Raw genomic sequence first — 18,553 nt, 5'->3', positions numbered from 1 at the left:
CGAGTCTGGCGTGTTTTTTAACTCCTAATTGGCAAATATACGGTGTAAGCAAAGCGTCTACCCCGGCGGGCATCCGCATGTGGAGTGTCCATGAAGCTCGATGTTTTCACCGTATTCGTTTTCCTCTCCGGCATGTGTTTCATCGCCGGGTGCGTAATGCTGATGGCCTGGCGCATTTCGAATACGTCTCGTGGTTTGCTTCTGTGGTCTGTCAGCTTCTTCGTGCGCGCATGCGCCATCCCGCTTCTGATGCTGCGCGAAAAGATCCCCAATGTACTTTCCATCGACGTGGCCAACACCCTGTTGATGATCGGCCTTGGCATCAGTTGGTATGGATCCCGTCTGCTGGTGGGGCGGCGGGGCAGGATTTCGGTCATGGCCGCGCCTGCCATTCTCTGGCTCCTGGCCTGCCAGATCCCGGCCTTTTACGCAGAGACAGCCTATCGGGTGATCTATTTCGCGGTTGTGTCCAGCCTCTATTCGGCGCTGATCGGGTTTGAATTCCTGCGCTCCGGATTGCGCGGGAAAAGCCGTGGCATGCGGCTGCGCAAATCGCTTGGAATCGTCTTTCTCGCCATCAGTGCAATGTATCTCGGGCGGTGCGCCGCCACGATCTATTCAGGTGTCCCCGATAATCCGATGAACGGCGGCAATCTTGTCGGCATCACACTGTTCATCACCATCTTCTGGGTGGCAGGGGGAACGATCGTCTGGCTGTCCATCTACTTTGAAGACTATATCCTGTCCTTGAAGCACGACGCTGAGCATGACGCGGTCACTAACGGACCCAACCGCCGGGCCTTGATGACGCGCGGAGAGATGCTTCTTGCCCAGAATCTGGAGCGTGAGACTGGGGTACTGGTCTTCGATCTCGATTATTTCAAGCAGGTCAACGATCTTTATGGTCACCATGCCGGCGATAGCGTGCTGCGGGAATTTTCCCAGCTCATGCGGGACAACATGCGCAGTGTTGACCTGTTCGGCCGATTGGGCGGGGAGGAGTTCGCGGCGGTTCTGCCCGGTGTCTCGCCCTTGCGCATGTCGCAAATCGCGGACCGGTTGCGCCAGACGGTTCAGGATCACAAGTTCATCCTGAAAGGCCAAATGATCAGCATCACGACAAGCATCGGCATGGTCCATACCTCCACGGCAGGTCACGATCTCGAGGCGCTTCTGATCAAGGCCGATGATGCACTCTATCAGGCCAAAGGCACCGGCCGGAACCGGATTGTCCCCTGGAAGGCGGATGCGCCAGCTCCCAGTCCCTCTTGCGAGAGCGCGCCGCTCTGCAGCGCCTGATCATGGGAAATCCACCGAATCGAGACTGATCATGGGTTGTATTCTCCAGCCCCAATACCCATTCCTAGTGTGAACGGGGAAGATCGTCATGGAACGGACTAGACGTCGGCTGGCAGCGGTGATGTGTGCGGATGTCGCGCATTATTCCAGGCTGATGGAAACGGACGAAGACGGCACGCTCGGTCGGCTCAAGGCTTACCGGGAAGTGATGAGTGGTCTGACCGAGCGGCATAACGGGCGGATCGTCAACACTTGGGGCGATGCGGTCATCATCGAGTTTGCCAGCGTCATCGAAGCCGTCCAATGCGCCGTCGACATTCAGACGGATCTCTCCCTCCGCAATGCCGATCTGCCGCAGGCGACCCGGATGGAATTCCGGATCGGCATCAACCTCGGAGATATCATGGTCGAGGGCAATGACATTTACGGCGATGGCGTGAATGTCGCAGCGCGGCTTCAGGAGATTGCGCCGGTCGGCGGCATTCTCCTCAGTCAATCCGTGTTCGATCAGGTGAGAAACAAGCTGGCGCTGGGCTTTGAAAGCCTCGGTCCCCAGAAAGTCCATAATGTCAGCGAACCGGTGGATGCCTATGCCATTCGCCTTGGTGGCAAGAACGAGCCCTGGGTTCCCCTGGGGACAAATCCGCGTCTCGAAGCTGAAGCCCCGGTCCCGCCGCCTGTCATGGGGCAGAGGCTGGAAAGCGGCGTGGATCAGGCACGGGCCTGGCTGCGGCGTCAGCCCAAGCGGGTGCGAAGTTCTGTGCTGATGATCGGTTTCTTCTTTCTTCTCAATATTCTGACGACCGGTCTCTCTCCGCTCTGGTTCGTCTGGCCGTCGCTTCCCTTCATCTTCCTGCTTGCCTGGAGCCTGCTCCTTGGCAAGGGATCTTCACAGAAAGACATGGAAACCCGTCCACTCGATTGAACTTGCCAGCAGACGCCTTATGTTGCGGATCTGATAACTCTTTGCCTGTATGAGTGGGGATCGAATTTGCAGCGAGCGCCCGCATCGCATACACAGGAATTCAGAACGGACCGGCGCCAGCCGGCAAAACGTCAACGGAGCCTATCCTGCGCATGAAAAACTATTCGACAACGGTGCCAGCCCGCCTCGATGACGAGGATGAGGAAAAAGCAAAGAGCCAGCCGTCGATCCAGGTCGATAAGCATCTGTTCGATGCCCGCACCGTGCTGATCACCGGCCCGGTGAACCAGGAGATGGCTCGCGACGTCTGTGCCCGCCTGCTGGCTCTGGCCCAGGTTTCCAATGATCCGATCACCGTCATCGTGTCCTCCCCGGGTGGCCACGTTGAATCCGGTGACATGATCCACGACACCATCAAGTTCATTTCTCCGGAAGTTCGCATGCTGGGCATGGGCTGGGTCGCAAGCGCCGGCGCGCTGATCTATGTGTCCGTGCCGAAGGAAATGCGCTTCTGCACCCCGAACACCCGCTTCCTGCTTCACCAACCGTCCGGTGGTGCTGGCGGCATGGCGACCGACATCGAGATCCAGGCCCGCGAAATCATCAAGATGCGCGACCGTCTGAACCAGATCTTCGCTGACGCAACCGGCCAGCCGCTGTCGCGTATCGAAAAGGATACGGACCGCGACTACTGGATGAGCCCGGAAGAAGGCATTGAATATGGTCTGGTCGGCAAGGTCGTGACCAAGGTCAGCGAACTGGGCTGATTCCGGTCAACAATTCAAAATGAAAACGCCGGCGGAAATCCGCCGGCGTTTTTGTTTGTCAGGCCTGTTGAAAGGCCAAGCTCTGGATCAGGCGACAACTGTCAGGCGCTGAAAGGACTTTCCGGCGTCAACCGGGGCCTCCTCGCGCTGGCAGAGGACCATTGGGCGGACATGCTCGAGAAGGCGGCGCAGTTGCGCTTCTTCAGCCGGACGTCTCTCCCGGCCGATCAGGACGGTAACTACGTGGTCGACGAGAATCTCGAAAGCTTCCGGCGAAGGGCAGAGCGGGCGCAGCAGCATGCTGACCGGACGGCCTTCATAGATCGGGGCGCCGCCGGTGACGAACACCAGAAACTCGGTGAGGTCTTCGGCATAGGACGCCTGAAGCGGGCGGTTGCCGCCGCCGAATCCGCTGTCGAGACGAAGCCGGCGGTCGAGACGTTCGACGGCTGCTGCGATGGCGGGACGTCCGCCGAGGGACAGATAGAGTTCCATGATCTTGCTCCACCTCTTGGAAACCTGTGAAGCAATTCATGGTCGGTTTTGACGAGGGGAACTGTGACGGGCATCACGAACTGGAGCTTCCCCTGATCCCGCCGCTATTTCTTGAGGTTGGTATTACCGGCTTGCGGCAATCCAGGCGCGGCAGCGGGCTTCCGGGTCCGCATCGGCCAGCACATCGGTGATGACGCAAATGCTGTCCGCACCTGCCTCAAACAGGCTTTCAGCATGCTCGATGCGGATGCCCCCGATCGCGATCAGCGGCACGTTGATGCGGGCCTTCCAGCTGGAAAGGCGGGCAATGCCTTGCGGGGCATAGTCCACCACCTTGCCACGGGCGGGAAAGATCGGGCCAAGGGCCACGTAGTCCGGATCAAAGGTGAGGGCCCGGTCCAGCTCTTCCGGCGTGTGGGTTGAAAGGCCAAGCTTCAGTCCTGCCTTGCGGATGGCCTTGATGTCGGCAGTGTCCAGGTCTTCCTGGCCCAGATGCAGCCAGTCTGCTCCGGCATCTATGGCTGCCTGCCAGTGATCGTTGATCACCAGGGTGCAGCCATATTTTCGGGCAGTTCGCAGGGTACGACTCACAAGGTCGGGGAGGGTCTCGTCCGGCTCCTTGATCCGCAATTGGGCAAGTCGTAGACCCTCAGGGCAAAGGCGGTCCAGCCATTCAGGGCTGTCGATGATGAGATAGAAGCGGTCCAGCACGGCGGTCTCCCTTTTGTGCCTGTGTCCCCGCTTTGGCAGCGAATGACAAGGCACGATGTTCTTTCTCCTATCCAAAATCGTTTTCTTCTTTCTGCAACCTTCCAATGCGCTCGTGGCCCTGGGGCTGTTTGGCGCAGTGCTGACCTGGACCAGATGGCTCAGGGCTGGGCGCTGGATCTGTTTCCTGTCAGTGCTGTTTCTCGGCATTTTCGGCCTGTCTCCTGCGGCCAATATTCTGATCCTGCCGCTGGAGGAGCGCTTTCCGCGTCCTGAAAGCCTTGGTCAGATCGATGGGATCATTATTCTGGGCGGCGCCTTTGACACCACGGTGATGGCTGGGCGGGGAGAACCTGCGCTCACCTCTGCGGCCGAGCGGATGACAGTTGTAGCCGATCTGGCACGTCGCTTTCCTGATGTTCCGGTCATCCATACGGGTGGCTCCGGGGGAATGCTGTTCAAGGGGGTGAGCGAAGCGGAAGGCGCGAGAGTGATGTTCCGCGACTTCGGCATCGATGACAGCCGGATCATTCTGGAGGACAAGTCCCGTTCGACTTTCGAGAATGCCCGCTTCACCCGCAATCTGGTTCAACCGAAAGAGGGACAGCGCTGGCTGCTCATCACATCCGCCTATCATATGCCGCGTGCCGTTGGCGTGTTCCGGGCGGAGGGCTGGACTGGTCTCGTGCCTTATGTGACCGACTGGCGGACACGGGGCTGGGACGACGCGGGACTGGTGTTTTCCGGCGTGTCGGTGGGCCTGCGCCGCTTCGACATTGCCTTTCGGGAATGGATTGGACTGGCTGCCTATCGTCTGAGCGGGCGAATTGAGGCTGTCTTTCCTGCTCCGGATGGCGCACAGTAGACACATCGTTTTCAATTCAAGCGCCAAACTTGGAACAAGCTGCCCTTTATAAACCAGGGGTCGCTTCCCATATACGAAACGATTTTGAAGCGACCGGTTGAAGGATTGGCCCGATGGTCCTTGAAGCTCCCCTTATTGCGGCAGACCTTGTCCAATGGCTCTACGGTGATGCCGCAGGGCGCGCTGACAGTCTCGAACTGATCGAGGAACTGGGTCAGCGCCTGCGTGAATCCGGTGTCCCGATCGACCGCATCACCACGGCCATTCCCCTGCTGCATCCCAATGTGCGTGCGGAAGCGGCTGTCTGGACCAGCGACGGCACGCGGGAAATCCGGCGGTATCTTACCAGCGACGATCAGGGCGAGGCCTATGACCGGAGCCCGCTGAAGGTCGTCTATACGGAAAACCGGGCGGTTCGCATTGCAATCCCGGCCCAGCCCGGCGGCAAGGAATACGGGATCACCGAGGACCTGCGGCAAGAAGGCTATGCGGATTACATTGCCATGCCGCTGCCGTTCTCGGATGGCACGGTAAAGGCGATAACCTTCGCGACCCGCTATTCCGGCGGCTTCCTGCAAGCCCATGTCGGCGTTTTTGAATCCATCCTCAAGCCGCTCAGCCTGGTGTGCGAACTCAGCACCCTGCGCCGGACGGCAGAGACCCTGCTTGATACCTATGTGGGCCGCCGTGCGGGCGGAAAGGTTCTTCGCGGCACGATCAAGCGCGGTGAGGGCGAATGGATTTCAGCCGTGGTGAGCTTTGCCGACCTGCGCGGCTTCACCAAGCTTTCCAATGAATTGCCTGCGGCCAAGCTGGTTCTGTTCCTGAACAAGTATTTCGGTGCCATGACCGAGGCCGTCGAGGCCCATGGCGGCGAAGTGCTGAAGTTCATCGGCGATGAAGTGATGGCGATCTTCCCTTATGAAACGGAAGAAGAGGCAGCCGATGCTGCCAAGCGTGCCCTTCTGGCCGCACGCGAAACCGGCGAGAAGATCAACCAGATCAACCTGGTCAACGAATGCACCGAAACACCCGACATGAAGGTCGGTATCGCCCTTCATGCCGGGAATGTGTTCTTCGGCAATGTCGGCAGTGAAACCCGTCTGGATTTCACCGTGATCGGTCCCGTCGTGAACCTTGCAGCCCGCATTGCCGAGCTCGCCAAGGATCTCAATCTCGAGATCCTGGTGTCGGATGCCATTGCCGACATCATGGGATGCCGGGGAGGGCTCTATGGCCGCTATCAGGTGAAGGGGTTCGACGATCCGGTGTCTGTGTACTCGCCGGCCTTCTCCTCTTCCGGAAACGCCAAGTGGTGTCCGGAAAGCACCGCATCCCTCGAGCGGGAAGCGAATTGACGTCTGAGCAGGACGAGCAGGACCGCAGCCGTCATGATTGCGAAGACGGCCGGTCCGGCGAACCAGCCGAGAAATCCGATCGCGAAGAAAAACGCCCGTTGGCCGCGGTTGAAATGGCGGCCGGCGAGGACGTTCAATTCTCCCGCCTGAGCGGACATCTTCATCACCCGGTCGCGGTTGGTCGCGGTCGGTTCGGGAACCGAGCCCATGATGATGCTGGCGTAGTTGAACAGACGGTAGGCCCAGCCAAATTTGAAGAACGCATAGGCCAGGATCAGCATCAGGCCGAGAACCTTGATTTCCCAAAGCGCCCGGCTTTGTTCGACCGGAATGTCCAGATCGCCCGCGATGCGCAGGATCGTATCGGTGCTGTCGAGCAGGGCGAAGCTGCCGCCGATGGCAAGAAGCGCCGTGGAGGCGAAGAAGGCGGTGCCTTGCTGCAGGCCGGAAATGATCGCCGTATCCATGATACGCACCTGTCGGCCCGCCATGACAACCATCCAGTGGCGCCGGTAGTCTTCCATTGCCCTCGACAGGGATTTCTGGCGCCAGGGACTGTGGTCGATCATGAAGTTGAAGCCGAGCCAGGCGAAAAGAAACCAAATGGCGGCTGCTTGATCATAAAGGGTGAGGGCGCTCATCAAGGCTCCTGGAAAGGATAACGAATAAGGCAAGCCCACAGGGGCTTCGTACCCTTTTACAACAGGGACAGAGACCAGGCTAGCTACACTCAACTCCTTGGCAAATATAGAGAGTTTGGTGCGATGCAGGAAATGCAGATCTGGCCCTGATATTTTGCACTTGCGAAATCCTTAGCAACCCATTAACTCGGTGTCTCATTCGAGCCACATTTCCTAACCCAAGACGGGAATGAGGCCGTGAACGAACAAAGGGTTTTCATGGACGAAAACGTGCAGAAGTCCTGCTGGGGCGTAACCGTTTGGACGGTTCTCGCTCTGGGAGGCGCACTCGCGCTGCTGGTACTGTTCAACGATGTGGAAAGCGCCCAACAGGCTGTCGCTATCGCAGGTTAAGACCAGACGCAGAGTTAGGAAAAAGGGCGTGGATCTCCACGCCCTTTTTCTTTTAGCTTCATGAAATCAAGAGCTTGCGAACCGCTTGGCCGCGGCATTCCGCGAATTCGGAAGTCGGCTATTGCAGGGACCGGTGGCGGGGGCCTGCAAGCTGATGGAATTCCATCTGCCTGACCAGCTTGGTTGCGCCGGGCTGACTGACCAGAAACCCTGCGAAAGAACTTTCGCTCAGGCGGAACATCACCATCCTTGCCCGGCCGACGCCCGGCCAGTCGATTTCGGCGCCCCAGGTTTCAACACCGGAGAGTTCCGTTTGCCCGGCGATGGAGAGAATGTCTTCGCGGTGCAGGAGAGTGGTGCCGGTTGAATCCCATTCAATTCCTTCCAGCCCAGTTGCCAGACGGTAGAGGGCAAGGCGGGTGTCGCCGGTCGCAAGCGTCAGCTTTTCTCCATCCTCCGACAGGGTCATGACCGACACGGCGATGGCAGCGTCCTTGCTGAGCGGGATCTTTTCGTTCTCGACTTGCCGGAAGCCGGCCGAGTTCACCACTTCGAACCTGCCAAACGAGACTTCCTCTGCCTGACCTGCAGAGGCGAGGCACAGCATGGCCGCCAGAATGAGGAGGCATTTCAAAAGGGAACTCAAAGCACGTTCTAAAGGCATCCGGCACCGCTGACGTCGTCGTAAACCGGCAAGGACGTTACGGAACAAAGCTTGCAAAAGCCTTTCCCGCATTCCGTCAGGCGGTCTTCACATTCGCGCTTTGGGACGGGTGGTCGAGCCCTGAATTGAGGACTTCGTCGATCAGGTCATCGACAGCCCGGCAAGAAGGGTTCCAGCCGGTCAGCGATATGGCCCGCCGGGAACTGACGACCTGCGACAGGCCATATCCGGTTTCAAAGTCCGACCTGGGGTCTGTGCCCGGGGCAGGGCGAAGGGTTTCCAGTTCGAAGCTTCCCCCGAGGCGGGTGGCAATCCGGTGGCCGAGGTCCTTGACCCTGACACCGGGAATGGCGGCAGCCAGAAGCGCCAGCCGGAAACTGCGGGCCTCCAGAACCGTGCCATAGAGCTTTGCTAGATCCTGCGCACTGACAAGAGGCCAGACGGTTTCCGCTGATGCCCTCGTTCTGAAGGGCTGGCCGCGCTGAACAGCCTTGACAATCTCGGCAACAGGGCCCCGGGTCGGGGTGCAGACCAGTGCAGGATGAATGATCGCGACGCTGAGGTTCGGGCTGGTTTGAAGCGAGCGGATCTGCTCCTTCATCCAGGTGAAGGCAGGCTGAGGCTCGAAGGTGACCGTCTCGGTCAAGGGGCGCTTGTCGGTCGGGGGATAGAGCCAGATGCCGCCAGTGTAGATTACCCGCAAGGGATGCTTGCGGGTCCGGGCCGCCATCTTGATGGCCTGCATGGCCTTGCGGTCGATGACGGGCATTTCCGGTGTGAAGGTGGCTGCCGTGTGGATGACCGCATCGCAGGCGATGGCGCGCTCGGTCCAGCCCTTTGGCTCCGCCAAATCTCCTGGAAAGGCGCTGAAGCCTGCGCCCAGCCGGCGCAGCTCCGAAGCAGATTCTGAGGATCGCGTCAGGCCAATAACATGGTGCCCGCGCTCCAGCAGATGCTGGACGAGCGCTCGCCCGATGGTGCCTGTACCGCCTGTCACGAACACGTTCATGTTGAAAGTGAACCTGCTTCGCAGTTTCCTTGCAAGCGGGCGCCTGTTCAAACTGTGTATAAAGCCACCAAGGAGAGCTGATTTGATTGACCCAGAGGGGCAGATTGCTAGGCAAAAGGCATGACCTTGCATCTTGTGAAGCTGTGTGTGGGCGCTGACAGCGTCGAAAGCCTTCAGGCCTGGACCGATTTCCGGACCGAGCAACTGCGTCTGGCCGGTGAGTCGGTCGAGCTCACCCATACCACCCGCATGGTTCCGACCCGCAATGAAGAGCTTCTGGATGGCGGATCGCTTTACTGGGTGATCAAGGGCAAGATCCAGGCCCGGCAGCGTCTGATCGATATCCGCCCCTTCACGGATGATGCGGGCGTCAAGCGGTGCGATCTCGTGCTGGAACCGCGGATTATCCTGACCCAGCATCAACCGAAGCGGCCCTTTCAAGGCTGGCGCTATCTGAAGGTCAGCGATGCACCGAAGGACATCCGCACGGGAACCAGCGGCGCGTCTCTGCCTGAGGAAATGCGGCGCGAACTGGCAGAGCTTGGCCTGATCTGATCTTGTCCGTTCAGCTTGAGCTGGATGGATCGTCCTGCAGGCTGAGATTCAGGTGATCCAGCAGGAACTTGTAGGCCGGGATTTTCACGCCCGGTGATGCCTTCCGGATCTTTCCCGTCAGCATCAGCTGCGCATAGCCGTGAACCAGCGACCAGACGAGTATCTCCACGGTCTCGGGATGGCTGTCCGGCTTTACGAAGGGGGCGCAGGTGTCGCGGAGAATCTGATAGGCGCGGGCGGACATGGCCGACAGGTCCGGATCGGTCTGATCGAGATCCTGCCCGGAAAACATGAACAGAAACAGCTCTTTGTGAGCTTCTGCAAAAGCCAGATAGCCTTCGCTGATGGCCAGGATCTGAGCCTTCGGAGCCCGTTCCGCCTTGGCTAGGAATTCCAGCATGAAATCGCCGAACAGCCGGAAGGCGCGTGCCGCGATCGCTGTCTTCAATCCCTTCAGATTGCCGAAATGATAGCCGGGTGAGGCGTGGGAGACGCCCGCGATGGCTGCGCATTCCCTGAGGCTCATTCCGTCCGCGCCCCGGTCCCGAAGCAGGGCAACCCCGGCATCAATGAGATCTTCGCGCAGGCGTCCGTCGCGCTTGCGGGTGGGCTTTGGTGAGTCCGTCATGGCGGCAGAAGGACATGATCCGGCAGGCCGGTCAAGCGGAGGGAACAGGTCATCGCGGCGGCTTTTCGGCATTGAGGGAGGGGGGCATGAACCTTCAAACGCAGTCTCGCTCCCGGCCGTTCTCCAAATTGTGATCAGGCGATTTGCTCCATAACTTGACGCTGTCAAGTTTGTGCGTATCTTGACAGTGTCAAGTTATGGAGACTGCGATGACATCAGGAATTCGGATTTCCCCCTGGCTGGCCTGGTCTGCCGGGATCTTTTGTGTGCTGGTCGCCGCTGCGTCCCTGCGTTTCGTGCCGCTTGGCGTGGAGGTCTCCATGCCGATCATGGCCCATCATTTGCCCGGTAATGCGCTGCTGCTCTACAGCCACATCGCCATTGCGCCGCTTGTTCTGGCCCTGTTGCCTTTGCAGTTGAGTACGCGGCTGCGCAGGCGCCGTCCCGGTCTTCACCGGTGGCTCGGACGGATTTATGGCGCAGGAATTCTTGTCTCCGGAATTGCGTCCATTGACCTGGCGCTGAAGACAACGGCAGGACCGGTGGCGCTGTCCGGTTTCCTGCTTCTCGCCATTCTTTGGCTTGCGGCGACCGGGCTTGGCATCGCGGCTGCCATCCGGCGGGACATTGCAAGTCATCGGCGCTGGATGCTGCGGTCGGCTGCGATGACCTTTGCCGCCGTGACGCTGCGGATCTGCCTTGGCCTATCGAAGGTCGCCGGGCTGCCGATTGATCTGGTCTACCCTGCCATTGCCTGGCTTTGCTGGGTTCCGAACCTTCTGGTCGTGGAATGGTATTTCCACCGTGGCCGGGCAAGTCCGGGGGCAGAAGTGCTGGCTGCCTGATTGGCCCGTCTGACCGGGGCGGCAATAAACCCGGCCGAAGGGTGCTTGCCAAGCGGGTGCTGAAAGCCCAAGTTTTTCCGAGCCATTGTCTGGCCGTCAGGGAGATTCTCATGGGCACGCGTCCGCCGCTGGACGAACGAAAGCACCAGGACATGGAGGTGAGCAATTCCTCCGCGTCGGACATTGATGCGTTTCTGAAGAAGGCTGCGGTCTTGTCTCCCGGACGCGAGACACAGGGACGCCTCGTTTTCGCCCTGGACGCCACCATGAGCCGCCAGCCCACCTGGGATGCCGCCTGCCAGATTCAGAGCGACATGTTTCAGGCCGTGGAAGGTGTTGGCGGACTGTCGATCAAACTGGTTTATTTCCGTGGATTTGATGAATGCCGCGCGTCCCGCTGGTTTTCCAGTCCCGGCGATCTGGCCGGTGTCATGGGCCGCATCCGCTGCCAGGGCGGCCGGACCCAGATCCGCAAGGTGCTGTCAGCGGCCTTGAGCGCCAATGACGAGGCCCGTATTGCGGCGCTGGTCTATGTCGGCGACTGCATGGAAGAAGATGTCGACCTCCTGTGCCAAAGGGCAGGGGAACTGGGATTGAAGGGCGTGCCGGTGTTTCTCTTCCAGGAGGGGCATGATCCGGTTGCCGCCGAAGCGTTCCGGGAAATCGCGCGGATCTCGGGCGGTGCCTATTGCGCCTTCACATCCGGGTCCGCTGCCGAACTGGCCAGCCTTCTGAAGGCTATTGCGGTCTATGCGAGCGGCGGAAAATCCGCATTGGCGCGTCTGGAAACCCAAGGCGATGGCGGTGCCCGCCTGCTGCTGCAACAAATGAAATAGGCTGATGGTGTATCTGATAACCGGCGCGCTGGTTCTGGCGCTCCTTCTCTATGGCGGGCAGCTTTTTGCCAATGCCAATCCGGCTGATCTTGCCCGGAGGATCAAGAAGAGCGGCGGCCTGATGCTGCTGGCGCTCGCAGCCATTCTGGCCCTTACCGGCCGGATCGCCCTTGCCGTGCCGGCGGCGGCCTTCGGACTGTCATTGCTGGGGATCGGGGGATTGGGAAAGTTATCCGGGAGGAGGGGGAGCCGGGCGAAGCCCTCGGCTGGCCAATCGTCCCGTGTGCGCTCTGCCATGGTTGAAATGGAGCTGGATCATGCCAGCGGAACCATGAAGGGCAGGGTGCTTTCCGGAACCCTTTCGGGCCGGGTGCTCGAGGGCCTGTCGGTCCCCGAGCTTCAGGTGTTGTGGCAGGAAACGGCTGCCGATGGCCAGAGCCGTCAGTTAGTCGAAGCTTACCTCGACCGCCGGCTTGCCAGCTGGCGTGAAGACTTCCAGGCGGATCGAGCAGATCGGCATGGAAGCGCGGCGGGCTCGGGCGCCATGACAGATGAGCAGGCCTACCAGATCCTGGGGCTTGCGCCCAATGCCGGGGACGCGGAAATTCGAGCGGCGCACCGCCGCCTCATGAAGCGCTTCCACCCGGATCAGGGTGGCACCGCTTTCCTGGCTGCTCAGATCAACGAGGCTAAGGACAGGCTTCTCAGAAGACATTGATGACACCCGTTACACGTTACTGGTAGATGGCATAGCAAGAGAACTTCGCGCGCTTCAGGCTTTTGCAGGCCTGGAGAGCAGCAGTCTTGGTTTCGAAGCCGACGAAGCGGGCCCGGTAGAGGGTCTGGCCGTTGGAGTTGACCGGCTCCGTATAGGGAGCCTTGCGGTGCAGATCCTTGCCGACCTTGGTGCGAGCCTTTTCAAGCATTTCCAGAGCGCCGCTTTCGCTTTCTGCCGCTGCGATCTGAACCTGCCAGCTCGGATCCTGATCCGGAGCGTCATTGGTCGCGACCGTATCGGTGGTGCTGTCTTCGGTCAGTTCATGCTTGGCCAGGGGAGCGGCCGGAGCAATCGGTGCCAGAGAAGCAACCTGGGTCGTGGCCGGAGCTGCTGCCGGCGTCGGGATCAAGCCCTTCGGCATGGCCTGGCCATCGATGCCCACCACATTGGCGTCCGCATACTGCTTCGGCACCGGCTGGACTTCCGTGGTCTGGCTGACTTCCTCGAAGACGGCAGACATGCGGGACTGAACCATCTTCGGCGGAACCGGAATGCTGCCGGTCACGAGGGCTGCCGGATCTTCGCGCTGGCCGGGAAGGTCAGGCTTGGCAAGGGCAAGCACCATCGGCGCGCCGGTTGCTTCGGGAGCTTCCGGTTCGTCCATCGGCTTGAAGGTCGGCACCGGAGCGTTGGCCATCGCCAGGGACGGCGCAGCTGCGACCGGGGCGGAGACCAGGGCAGGAGCGGTTCTGGCACCCGTGGAGGCCTTGGGCAGATATTCGTTGAGGAGCTTTACCATCTGGGCATCACGGGCACGGCCGGTCGAGCCACCGAGGACCACGGCCACGACATAACGGCCATCGCGGTGAACGGAGGTGACCAGGTTGAAGCCCGATGCGTTGGTGTAGCCGGTCTTGATCCCGTCAACGCCCTTCACGCGGCCCAGCAGCTTGTTGTGGTTGCCGTGGGTGCGGCCCTTGTAGGTGAAGGACCGGGTCTGGAAGAACGAATAATATTTCGGGAACCGTTCCTGAATGGCGCGGCCAAGGGTTGCCATGTCCCGTGCAGTGGTCCGCTGACGGCTGTCCGGCAGACCATGCGGGTTGCGGAAGGTCGTCTTGGACATGCCGAGCTGGCGGGCGGTGCGGGTCATGCGTTCTGCAAACCGGGCTTCGGACCCGCCGAGGTTTTCGGCGATCACGGCAGCTGCGTCGTTTGCGGACTTGGTCACCAGACCAAGAATCGCATCCTGCACCTTCAGGGAGGAGCCAGGCTTCAGGCCAAGCTTCGTGGGCGGACGTGCCGCCGCATAGGCCGAGACCTTGAGGTCGGAATTCAGCTTCAGACGCCCTGCTTCCAGCTCCTCGAACACGATATAGAGCGTCATGATCTTGGTCAGGGACGCAGGATACCGCAACTCGTCGGCTGAGCTGGAGTAAAGCGTCTTGCCGGTTTTGGCATCGACGACGATACCGGCATATTTGCTGTTTGCGACGGCGGGTGCCGCCGAGCTTACGATCAGACCCGCGACTGCGGCGGCCTTAGCCACCTGGCCGAAGATTCTGAATGTGCGAACCAGACGCATACGAAACACAGTTGCCAATCCCATTCTGGGGCATGAAAGGACAGTATGGCGGACCGGACTTAATCGACCGTGTCAGACACAAATCGACCGGATGCCGCGCTTTGGTGATTACCAATCTGATAGAAACGCGGTTACGAATGTGTAAAGGAGTGGGGGTCTTTTCGTCAAAAAAATTAGCTGTGGATTAGTATTAATGGATCGTTAACAAGTAAATTTTCTATTAAATCAAGTAACTAACGAATTTATTAAAATTTTATACGAATTTCATGGTTTATGATTGATTAAACTGCCGCTCTTTGTCTTAGTGCTATCGCGTAAAAAATTATCTTTTTAATCAAATTGATTTCAATTCCTGCCTCGGGATGTTTCTCCCTTCTCGCAAGGTTGTGGTGAAGAGGGCGGGTTCGGGTGCTCATATTGCACTGCAAAAATTCATTGACAGAAATTGTGCGGCGCATACACTGCGTCCCGTAAGGTCAGGTGACGGTGTGGTCTGGGACGTGTCGACTCTTCTGTAGAGGGCGCAGCAGGGCACGGGCGCCCGGGTTTAACGAAAGGGCTAGGAAATGCTGAACAATTTCGAAGATCTGCAGAAGATGGGTAAGGAAAACATGGACGTTGCCATGGCCTCCTTCGGCACCATGTCCAAGGGCTTCCAGGCAATCGCTGCCGAAGTCGCTGATTTCCAGAAGAAGTCTTTCGAGGACAGCACCGCTGCCATGGAAAAGGTCGTTTCCTCCAAGTCCATCGAAAAGGCTTTCGAAGTCCAGTCCGACTACTTCAAGTCCGCTTATGAAGGTCTTGTCGGTGAAATGACCAAGCTCGGCGAAATGTACACCGAGCTGTCCAAGGACGCTTACAAGCCTTACGAAGGCATCATGTCCAAGATGGGCAAGTAAGATCGCTGGCGCCTTCGCGCCGTGATCCTCAGAGTTTTCAGGGACCCGGCCTCGTGCCGGGTCTTTTCGTTTCCGGCGGCGCATGCTTCTTCCGCCAGCCAAACTGCCGTCCTGCTGCCTGACACTGCCATTTGCAAAGAATGTGAGGCGAGGGGTTTTATCCGCGCTGCGGGCACCTACATTCGTTAATGTCACGGGAAGAAACCTGTCCAGGCGGCAGGTGGATGCCTTTTCGACCGGTCGCAACACGCAATGGCGTCCAGCCCCCATTAAGACTTGGTTCTTGCTAGGCGTTCATTTCCGGGTGAAGCCCGGCTTGGGGTCTTTACTCGCACCGTTGCGTTGATAGACTGACCGCGGTGGTAAATTCGAGGATTCATGGGCAGAGACATGGCAGGCGGGGCAGATTTTGAGGATGGCGGCGGTGACACCGGAACGGTTGTCGTCACCAGAACCAGGACTGTGGCCAAGCGTCCGAGTATGTACCGGGTGCTGCTCCTGAATGACGACTACACTCCAATGGAGTTCGTGATTCATGTCGTGGAAAGTTTCTTCCAGAAGAATAGGGAAGAGGCGACACGGATCATGCTTCATGTGCACCACCACGGTGTCGGCGAATGTGGGGTTTATTCCTACGAAGTCGCCGAAACGAAAGTGACGCAGGTCATGGATTTCGCCCGTAAGCACCAACATCCGTTGCAGTGCGTTATGGAGAAAAAGTGAGGGATAGCTAAAGTGCCGTCATTTTCCCGTAGCCTTGAAAAAGCCCTGCACCAGGCTCTTGCCTATGCCAATGAGCGGCAGCAGGAATACGCCACCCTCGAACACCTCCTGCTCGCCTTGCTGGACGACCAGGATGCAGCCGCAGTCATGCGGGCCTGCAACGTCGATATGGATGCCATCCGGCGCAGCCTGGTCGACTATATAGAGACCGAACTTGAAAACCTTGTGACGGACGGCGATGAGGATTCAAAGCCGACCGCAGGGTTCCAGCGCGTCATCCAGCGGGCCGTGATTCACGTCCAGTCCTCGGGCCGGGAAGAAGTGACGGGCGCGAATGTCCTCGTCGCCATCTTTGCCGAGCGGGAAAGCCATGCGGCCTATTTCCTGCAGGATCAGGACATGACCCGTTACGACGCGGTCAACTACATCTCCCATGGCATCGCCAAGCGGCCCGGCATGTCCGAAGGCCGCCCGGTCGAGGGCGCCGAGGAAGAAGAGCAGGTCGAAACCGCCGCCAAGGATCCGAAGCCGAAGGCCAAGACCGATGCTCTGGAAGCCTATTGCGTCAACCTCAACGAGAAAGCCGGCAAGGGCAAGATCGATCCGCTGATCGGCCGTGACAGCGAGATTTCGCGCACGATCCAGATCCTCTGCCGCCGGTCCAAGAACAACCCGCTTTTCGTGGGGGATCCTGGCGTCGGCAAGACGGCAATCGCCGAAGGGCTTGCGCACCGGATCGTTTCCGGTGACGTGCCTGAGGTGCTGCGCGATGCAACCATCTTCTCCCTCGATATGGGCGCGCTGCTCGCAGGCACCCGCTATCGCGGCGATTTCGAAGAACGCCTGAAGCAGGTGATGAAGGAAGTTGAGGAATATCCCGGCGCGGTGATGTTCATCGACGAGATCCATACGGTGATCGGCGCGGGGGCAACTTCGGGCGGTGCCATGGATGCATCCAATCTCTTGAAGCCGGCTCTTGCCTCCGGCGCGATCCGCTGCATCGGCTCGACGACCTACAAGGAGTACCGTCAGTTCTTCGAGAAGGACCGCGCTCTGGTGCGCCGCTTCCAGAAGATCGACGTCAACGAACCTTCCGTCGAAGATGCCATTGCGATCCTGTCCGGGCTGAAGCCGTATTTCGAAGACTTCCACAAGGTCCGTTACACCAACGATGCGATCAAGACGGCTGTCGAGCTGTCGGCCAAGTACATTGGTGACCGCAAGCTGCCGGACAAAGCCATCGACGTGCTGGATGAAACCGGTGCGAGCCAGATGCTTCTGCCCGAATCCCGCCGCCGCAAGACCATCGGCGTCAAGGAAATCGAGGCAACCATCGCGACCATGGCCCGCATTCCGCCGAAGAGCGTGTCCAAGGATGATGCGGAGGTTCTCTCCGGCCTTGCCGTTGATCTGAAGCGGGTTGTCTATGGCCAGGATCTTGCGATCGAGACCCTGTCTTCCGCCATCAAGCTCGCCCGTGCGGGCCTGCGTGAGCCGGACAAGCCGATTGGCAGCTACCTGTTCTCCGGCCCGACCGGTGTAGGCAAGACCGAAGTGGCCCGCCAGCTTGCCTCCTCGCTTGGGGTGGAGCTGATCCGCTTCGACATGTCCGAATACATGGAGCGGCACACCGTGTCCCGCCTCATCGGCGCACCTCCGGGCTATGTCGGCTTCGACCAGGGCGGTCTTCTGACCGATGGCGTCGACCAGCATCCTCATTGCGTGCTGTTGCTGGATGAAATCGAAAAGGCCCATCCGGACCTCTTCAACATCCTTCTGCAGGTGATGGACCACGGCAAGCTGACCGATCACAACGGCAAGCAGGTTGATTTCCGCAATGTCATTCTGATCATGACCACCAATGCGGGCGCAGCCGATATGGCCAAGGCTCCGGTGGGCTTCAACCGCGCTCAGCGGGAAGGGGATGATGCGGAGGCGATCAACAAGCTGTTCACGCCGGAATTCCGCAACCGTCTCGACGCCATTATTCCCTTCGCAAACCTGCCGAAGGAAGTGGTCTACAAGGTGGTTCAGAAGTTCGTCATGCAGCTTGAAGCCCAGCTGGCCGATCGCGGCGTGACCTTTGAACTGACGGACGACGCCACCGAGTGGCTGGCCGACAAGGGCTATGACAGCCAGATGGGGGCCCGACCGCTTGGCCGGGTCATTCAGGAGCACATCAAGCGGCCGCTCGCCGACGAGGTGCTCTTCGGCAAGCTGCAGAAGGGCGGCACGGTCAAGGTCTCTGTCTCCGAGGATCATGCCGGACTGCTTCTGGAAACGGTCGAGGAGCGCAAGCCCTCCGCTCCGCCGAAGGCGGCTGCCTCTAAGGCCAAGCCGAAGCGCAAGCGCAAGCCTGCTTCTGCCAAGGCTGCCGAGACCAAGGCTGAACCGAAGTCCGAGGGCAAGAGCGGCGGCGCCAAGAAAAGCCTCGTTCCCAAGGTTCCTCTGACGAGCTGACCTCTCGTCCTTTGTGAAGATCAACGGGCACCCATCGGGTGCCCGTTTTGATTCTGGGGCAAGGTGGGGCGTGTTCATTTCATAAAATGCGAGTATAATTTGTGTGCGCCTCTTCAGGTTGCGTGAATGGGATTGAGCGAAGGATGGCTCTGCACGCCTGAGAGATGACCTGCAGAAAGT

20 protein-coding genes are annotated in these 18,553 nt (G+C 59.4%); 13 read left to right on the top strand and 7 right to left on the bottom strand.

The features are described 5' to 3' along the window. The first annotated feature begins 90 nt into the window (after positions 1 to 90). The 3 genes from BUA94_RS08315 (at position 91) to BUA94_RS08305 (ending at position 2,991) form a co-directional block, all read left to right on the top strand. Complete coding sequence (locus tag BUA94_RS08315; protein ID WP_073011764.1) at positions 91 to 1,299, top strand: GGDEF domain-containing protein; 1,209 nt, start codon at positions 91 to 93, stop codon at positions 1,297 to 1,299. A gap of 88 nt (positions 1,300 to 1,387) precedes the next feature. Continuing rightward, positions 1,388 to 2,224, top strand: coding sequence for an adenylate/guanylate cyclase domain-containing protein (locus BUA94_RS08310; RefSeq protein ID WP_073011761.1), 837 nt, complete (start codon positions 1,388 to 1,390; stop codon positions 2,222 to 2,224). A 152-nt stretch (positions 2,225 to 2,376) separates the two neighbouring features. Then, positions 2,377 to 2,991, top strand: a complete 615-nt coding sequence (locus tag BUA94_RS08305; protein WP_073013743.1) for an ATP-dependent Clp protease proteolytic subunit — start codon at positions 2,377 to 2,379, stop codon at positions 2,989 to 2,991. Between the two features lie 87 nt (positions 2,992 to 3,078). On the opposite strand, the gene BUA94_RS08300 is transcribed toward BUA94_RS08305, so the two are convergent. Together BUA94_RS08300 and BUA94_RS08295 are read right to left on the bottom strand one after the other, a co-directional pair. Further along, positions 3,079 to 3,486: a globin family protein gene (locus BUA94_RS08300; RefSeq protein WP_073011758.1), complete on the bottom strand. Its 408-nt coding sequence runs from the start codon at positions 3,484 to 3,486 to the stop codon at positions 3,079 to 3,081. A 123-nt stretch (positions 3,487 to 3,609) separates the two neighbouring features. After that, positions 3,610 to 4,197, bottom strand: coding sequence for a thiamine phosphate synthase (locus BUA94_RS08295; RefSeq protein ID WP_073011755.1), 588 nt, complete (start codon positions 4,195 to 4,197; stop codon positions 3,610 to 3,612). 55 nt (positions 4,198 to 4,252) lie between these two features. Between BUA94_RS08295 and BUA94_RS08290 the strand changes: the two genes are divergently transcribed. Both BUA94_RS08290 and BUA94_RS08285 read left to right on the top strand, forming a co-directional pair. Continuing rightward, positions 4,253 to 5,059 carry a YdcF family protein gene (locus BUA94_RS08290; protein ID WP_073011753.1) on the top strand — a complete coding sequence of 269 codons (807 nt, stop codon included), beginning with the start codon at positions 4,253 to 4,255 and terminating at the stop codon, positions 5,057 to 5,059. Between the two features lie 113 nt (positions 5,060 to 5,172). After that, positions 5,173 to 6,417, top strand: coding sequence for an adenylate/guanylate cyclase domain-containing protein (locus tag BUA94_RS08285; RefSeq protein ID WP_073011750.1), 1,245 nt, complete (start codon positions 5,173 to 5,175; stop codon positions 6,415 to 6,417). Here BUA94_RS08285 and BUA94_RS08280 read toward each other — a convergent pair. After that, positions 6,303 to 7,058: a DUF599 domain-containing protein gene (locus BUA94_RS08280; RefSeq protein WP_073011747.1), complete on the bottom strand. Its 756-nt coding sequence runs from the start codon at positions 7,056 to 7,058 to the stop codon at positions 6,303 to 6,305. The genes BUA94_RS08285 and BUA94_RS08280 overlap by 115 nt on opposite strands. A 237-nt stretch (positions 7,059 to 7,295) precedes the next feature. Here BUA94_RS08280 and BUA94_RS23570 point away from each other — a divergent pair, with 237 nt between their 5' ends. Continuing rightward, complete coding sequence (locus BUA94_RS23570) at positions 7,296 to 7,451, top strand: hypothetical protein (RefSeq protein WP_175558012.1); 156 nt, start codon at positions 7,296 to 7,298, stop codon at positions 7,449 to 7,451. Positions 7,452 to 7,569: 118 nt separating this feature from the next. Here the strand turns inward: BUA94_RS23570 and BUA94_RS08275 are convergent, their stop codons facing one another. Together BUA94_RS08275 and BUA94_RS08270 are read right to left on the bottom strand one after the other, a co-directional pair. Next, positions 7,570 to 8,085: a hypothetical protein gene (locus tag BUA94_RS08275; RefSeq protein WP_073011745.1), complete on the bottom strand. Its 516-nt coding sequence runs from the start codon at positions 8,083 to 8,085 to the stop codon at positions 7,570 to 7,572. 106 nt (positions 8,086 to 8,191) lie between these two features. Then, entirely contained in the window at positions 8,192 to 9,124 is a 933-nt protein-coding gene (locus BUA94_RS08270) for an SDR family NAD(P)-dependent oxidoreductase (protein ID WP_073011742.1), read from the bottom strand. A 120-nt stretch (positions 9,125 to 9,244) separates the two neighbouring features. Here BUA94_RS08270 and BUA94_RS08265 point away from each other — a divergent pair, with 120 nt between their 5' ends. Next, positions 9,245 to 9,679, top strand: coding sequence for a DUF1489 family protein (locus BUA94_RS08265; RefSeq protein ID WP_073011739.1), 435 nt, complete (start codon positions 9,245 to 9,247; stop codon positions 9,677 to 9,679). A gap of 10 nt (positions 9,680 to 9,689) precedes the next feature. Here BUA94_RS08265 and BUA94_RS08260 read toward each other — a convergent pair whose 3' ends face one another. Then, positions 9,690 to 10,307: a TetR/AcrR family transcriptional regulator gene (locus BUA94_RS08260; protein ID WP_073013742.1), complete on the bottom strand. Its 618-nt coding sequence runs from the start codon at positions 10,305 to 10,307 to the stop codon at positions 9,690 to 9,692. A gap of 209 nt (positions 10,308 to 10,516) precedes the next feature. Between BUA94_RS08260 and BUA94_RS08255 the strand changes: the two genes are divergently transcribed. From BUA94_RS08255 to BUA94_RS08245, 3 genes are all read left to right on the top strand, one after another. Beyond that, positions 10,517 to 11,152 carry a DUF2306 domain-containing protein gene (locus BUA94_RS08255; protein WP_073013741.1) on the top strand — a complete coding sequence of 212 codons (636 nt, stop codon included), beginning with the start codon at positions 10,517 to 10,519 and terminating at the stop codon, positions 11,150 to 11,152. 110 nt (positions 11,153 to 11,262) lie between these two features. Continuing rightward, positions 11,263 to 11,988, top strand: a complete 726-nt coding sequence (locus BUA94_RS08250) for a vWA domain-containing protein (protein ID WP_073011736.1) — start codon at positions 11,263 to 11,265, stop codon at positions 11,986 to 11,988. Positions 11,989 to 11,992: 4 nt separating this feature from the next. Further along, complete coding sequence (locus tag BUA94_RS08245; RefSeq protein ID WP_073011733.1) at positions 11,993 to 12,706, top strand: DnaJ domain-containing protein; 714 nt, start codon at positions 11,993 to 11,995, stop codon at positions 12,704 to 12,706. 16 nt (positions 12,707 to 12,722) lie between these two features. Here BUA94_RS08245 and BUA94_RS08240 read toward each other — a convergent pair whose 3' ends face one another. Next, the gene (locus BUA94_RS08240) at positions 12,723 to 14,291 is read right to left on the bottom strand and encodes a D-alanyl-D-alanine carboxypeptidase (protein WP_073011729.1); all 1,569 of its coding nucleotides are present in this window, start codon (positions 14,289 to 14,291) and stop codon (positions 12,723 to 12,725) included. 566 nt (positions 14,292 to 14,857) lie between these two features. Here BUA94_RS08240 and BUA94_RS08235 point away from each other — a divergent pair. From BUA94_RS08235 to clpA, 3 genes are all read left to right on the top strand, one after another. After that, positions 14,858 to 15,190 (top strand): phasin family protein, encoded by a 333-nt coding sequence (locus tag BUA94_RS08235; protein WP_073011726.1) that lies wholly within the window; start codon positions 14,858 to 14,860, stop codon positions 15,188 to 15,190. Positions 15,191 to 15,568: 378 nt separating this feature from the next. Further along, the gene (gene clpS, locus BUA94_RS08230; protein ID WP_073011723.1) at positions 15,569 to 15,913 is read left to right on the top strand and encodes an ATP-dependent Clp protease adapter ClpS; all 345 of its coding nucleotides are present in this window, start codon (positions 15,569 to 15,571) and stop codon (positions 15,911 to 15,913) included. Positions 15,914 to 15,925: 12 nt separating this feature from the next. Beyond that, a complete protein-coding gene (gene clpA / locus BUA94_RS08225; protein ID WP_073011720.1) occupies positions 15,926 to 18,373 on the top strand; it encodes an ATP-dependent Clp protease ATP-binding subunit ClpA in 2,448 nt (815 codons plus the stop codon). The last annotated feature ends 180 nt before the right edge of the window (positions 18,374 to 18,553 follow it).

This window comes from Roseibium suaedae (assembly GCF_900142725.1).
In the GTDB taxonomy this organism is placed as follows: domain Bacteria; phylum Pseudomonadota; class Alphaproteobacteria; order Rhizobiales; family Stappiaceae; genus Roseibium; species Roseibium suaedae.
This window is presented reverse-complemented; position numbering and strand designations above follow the sequence as displayed.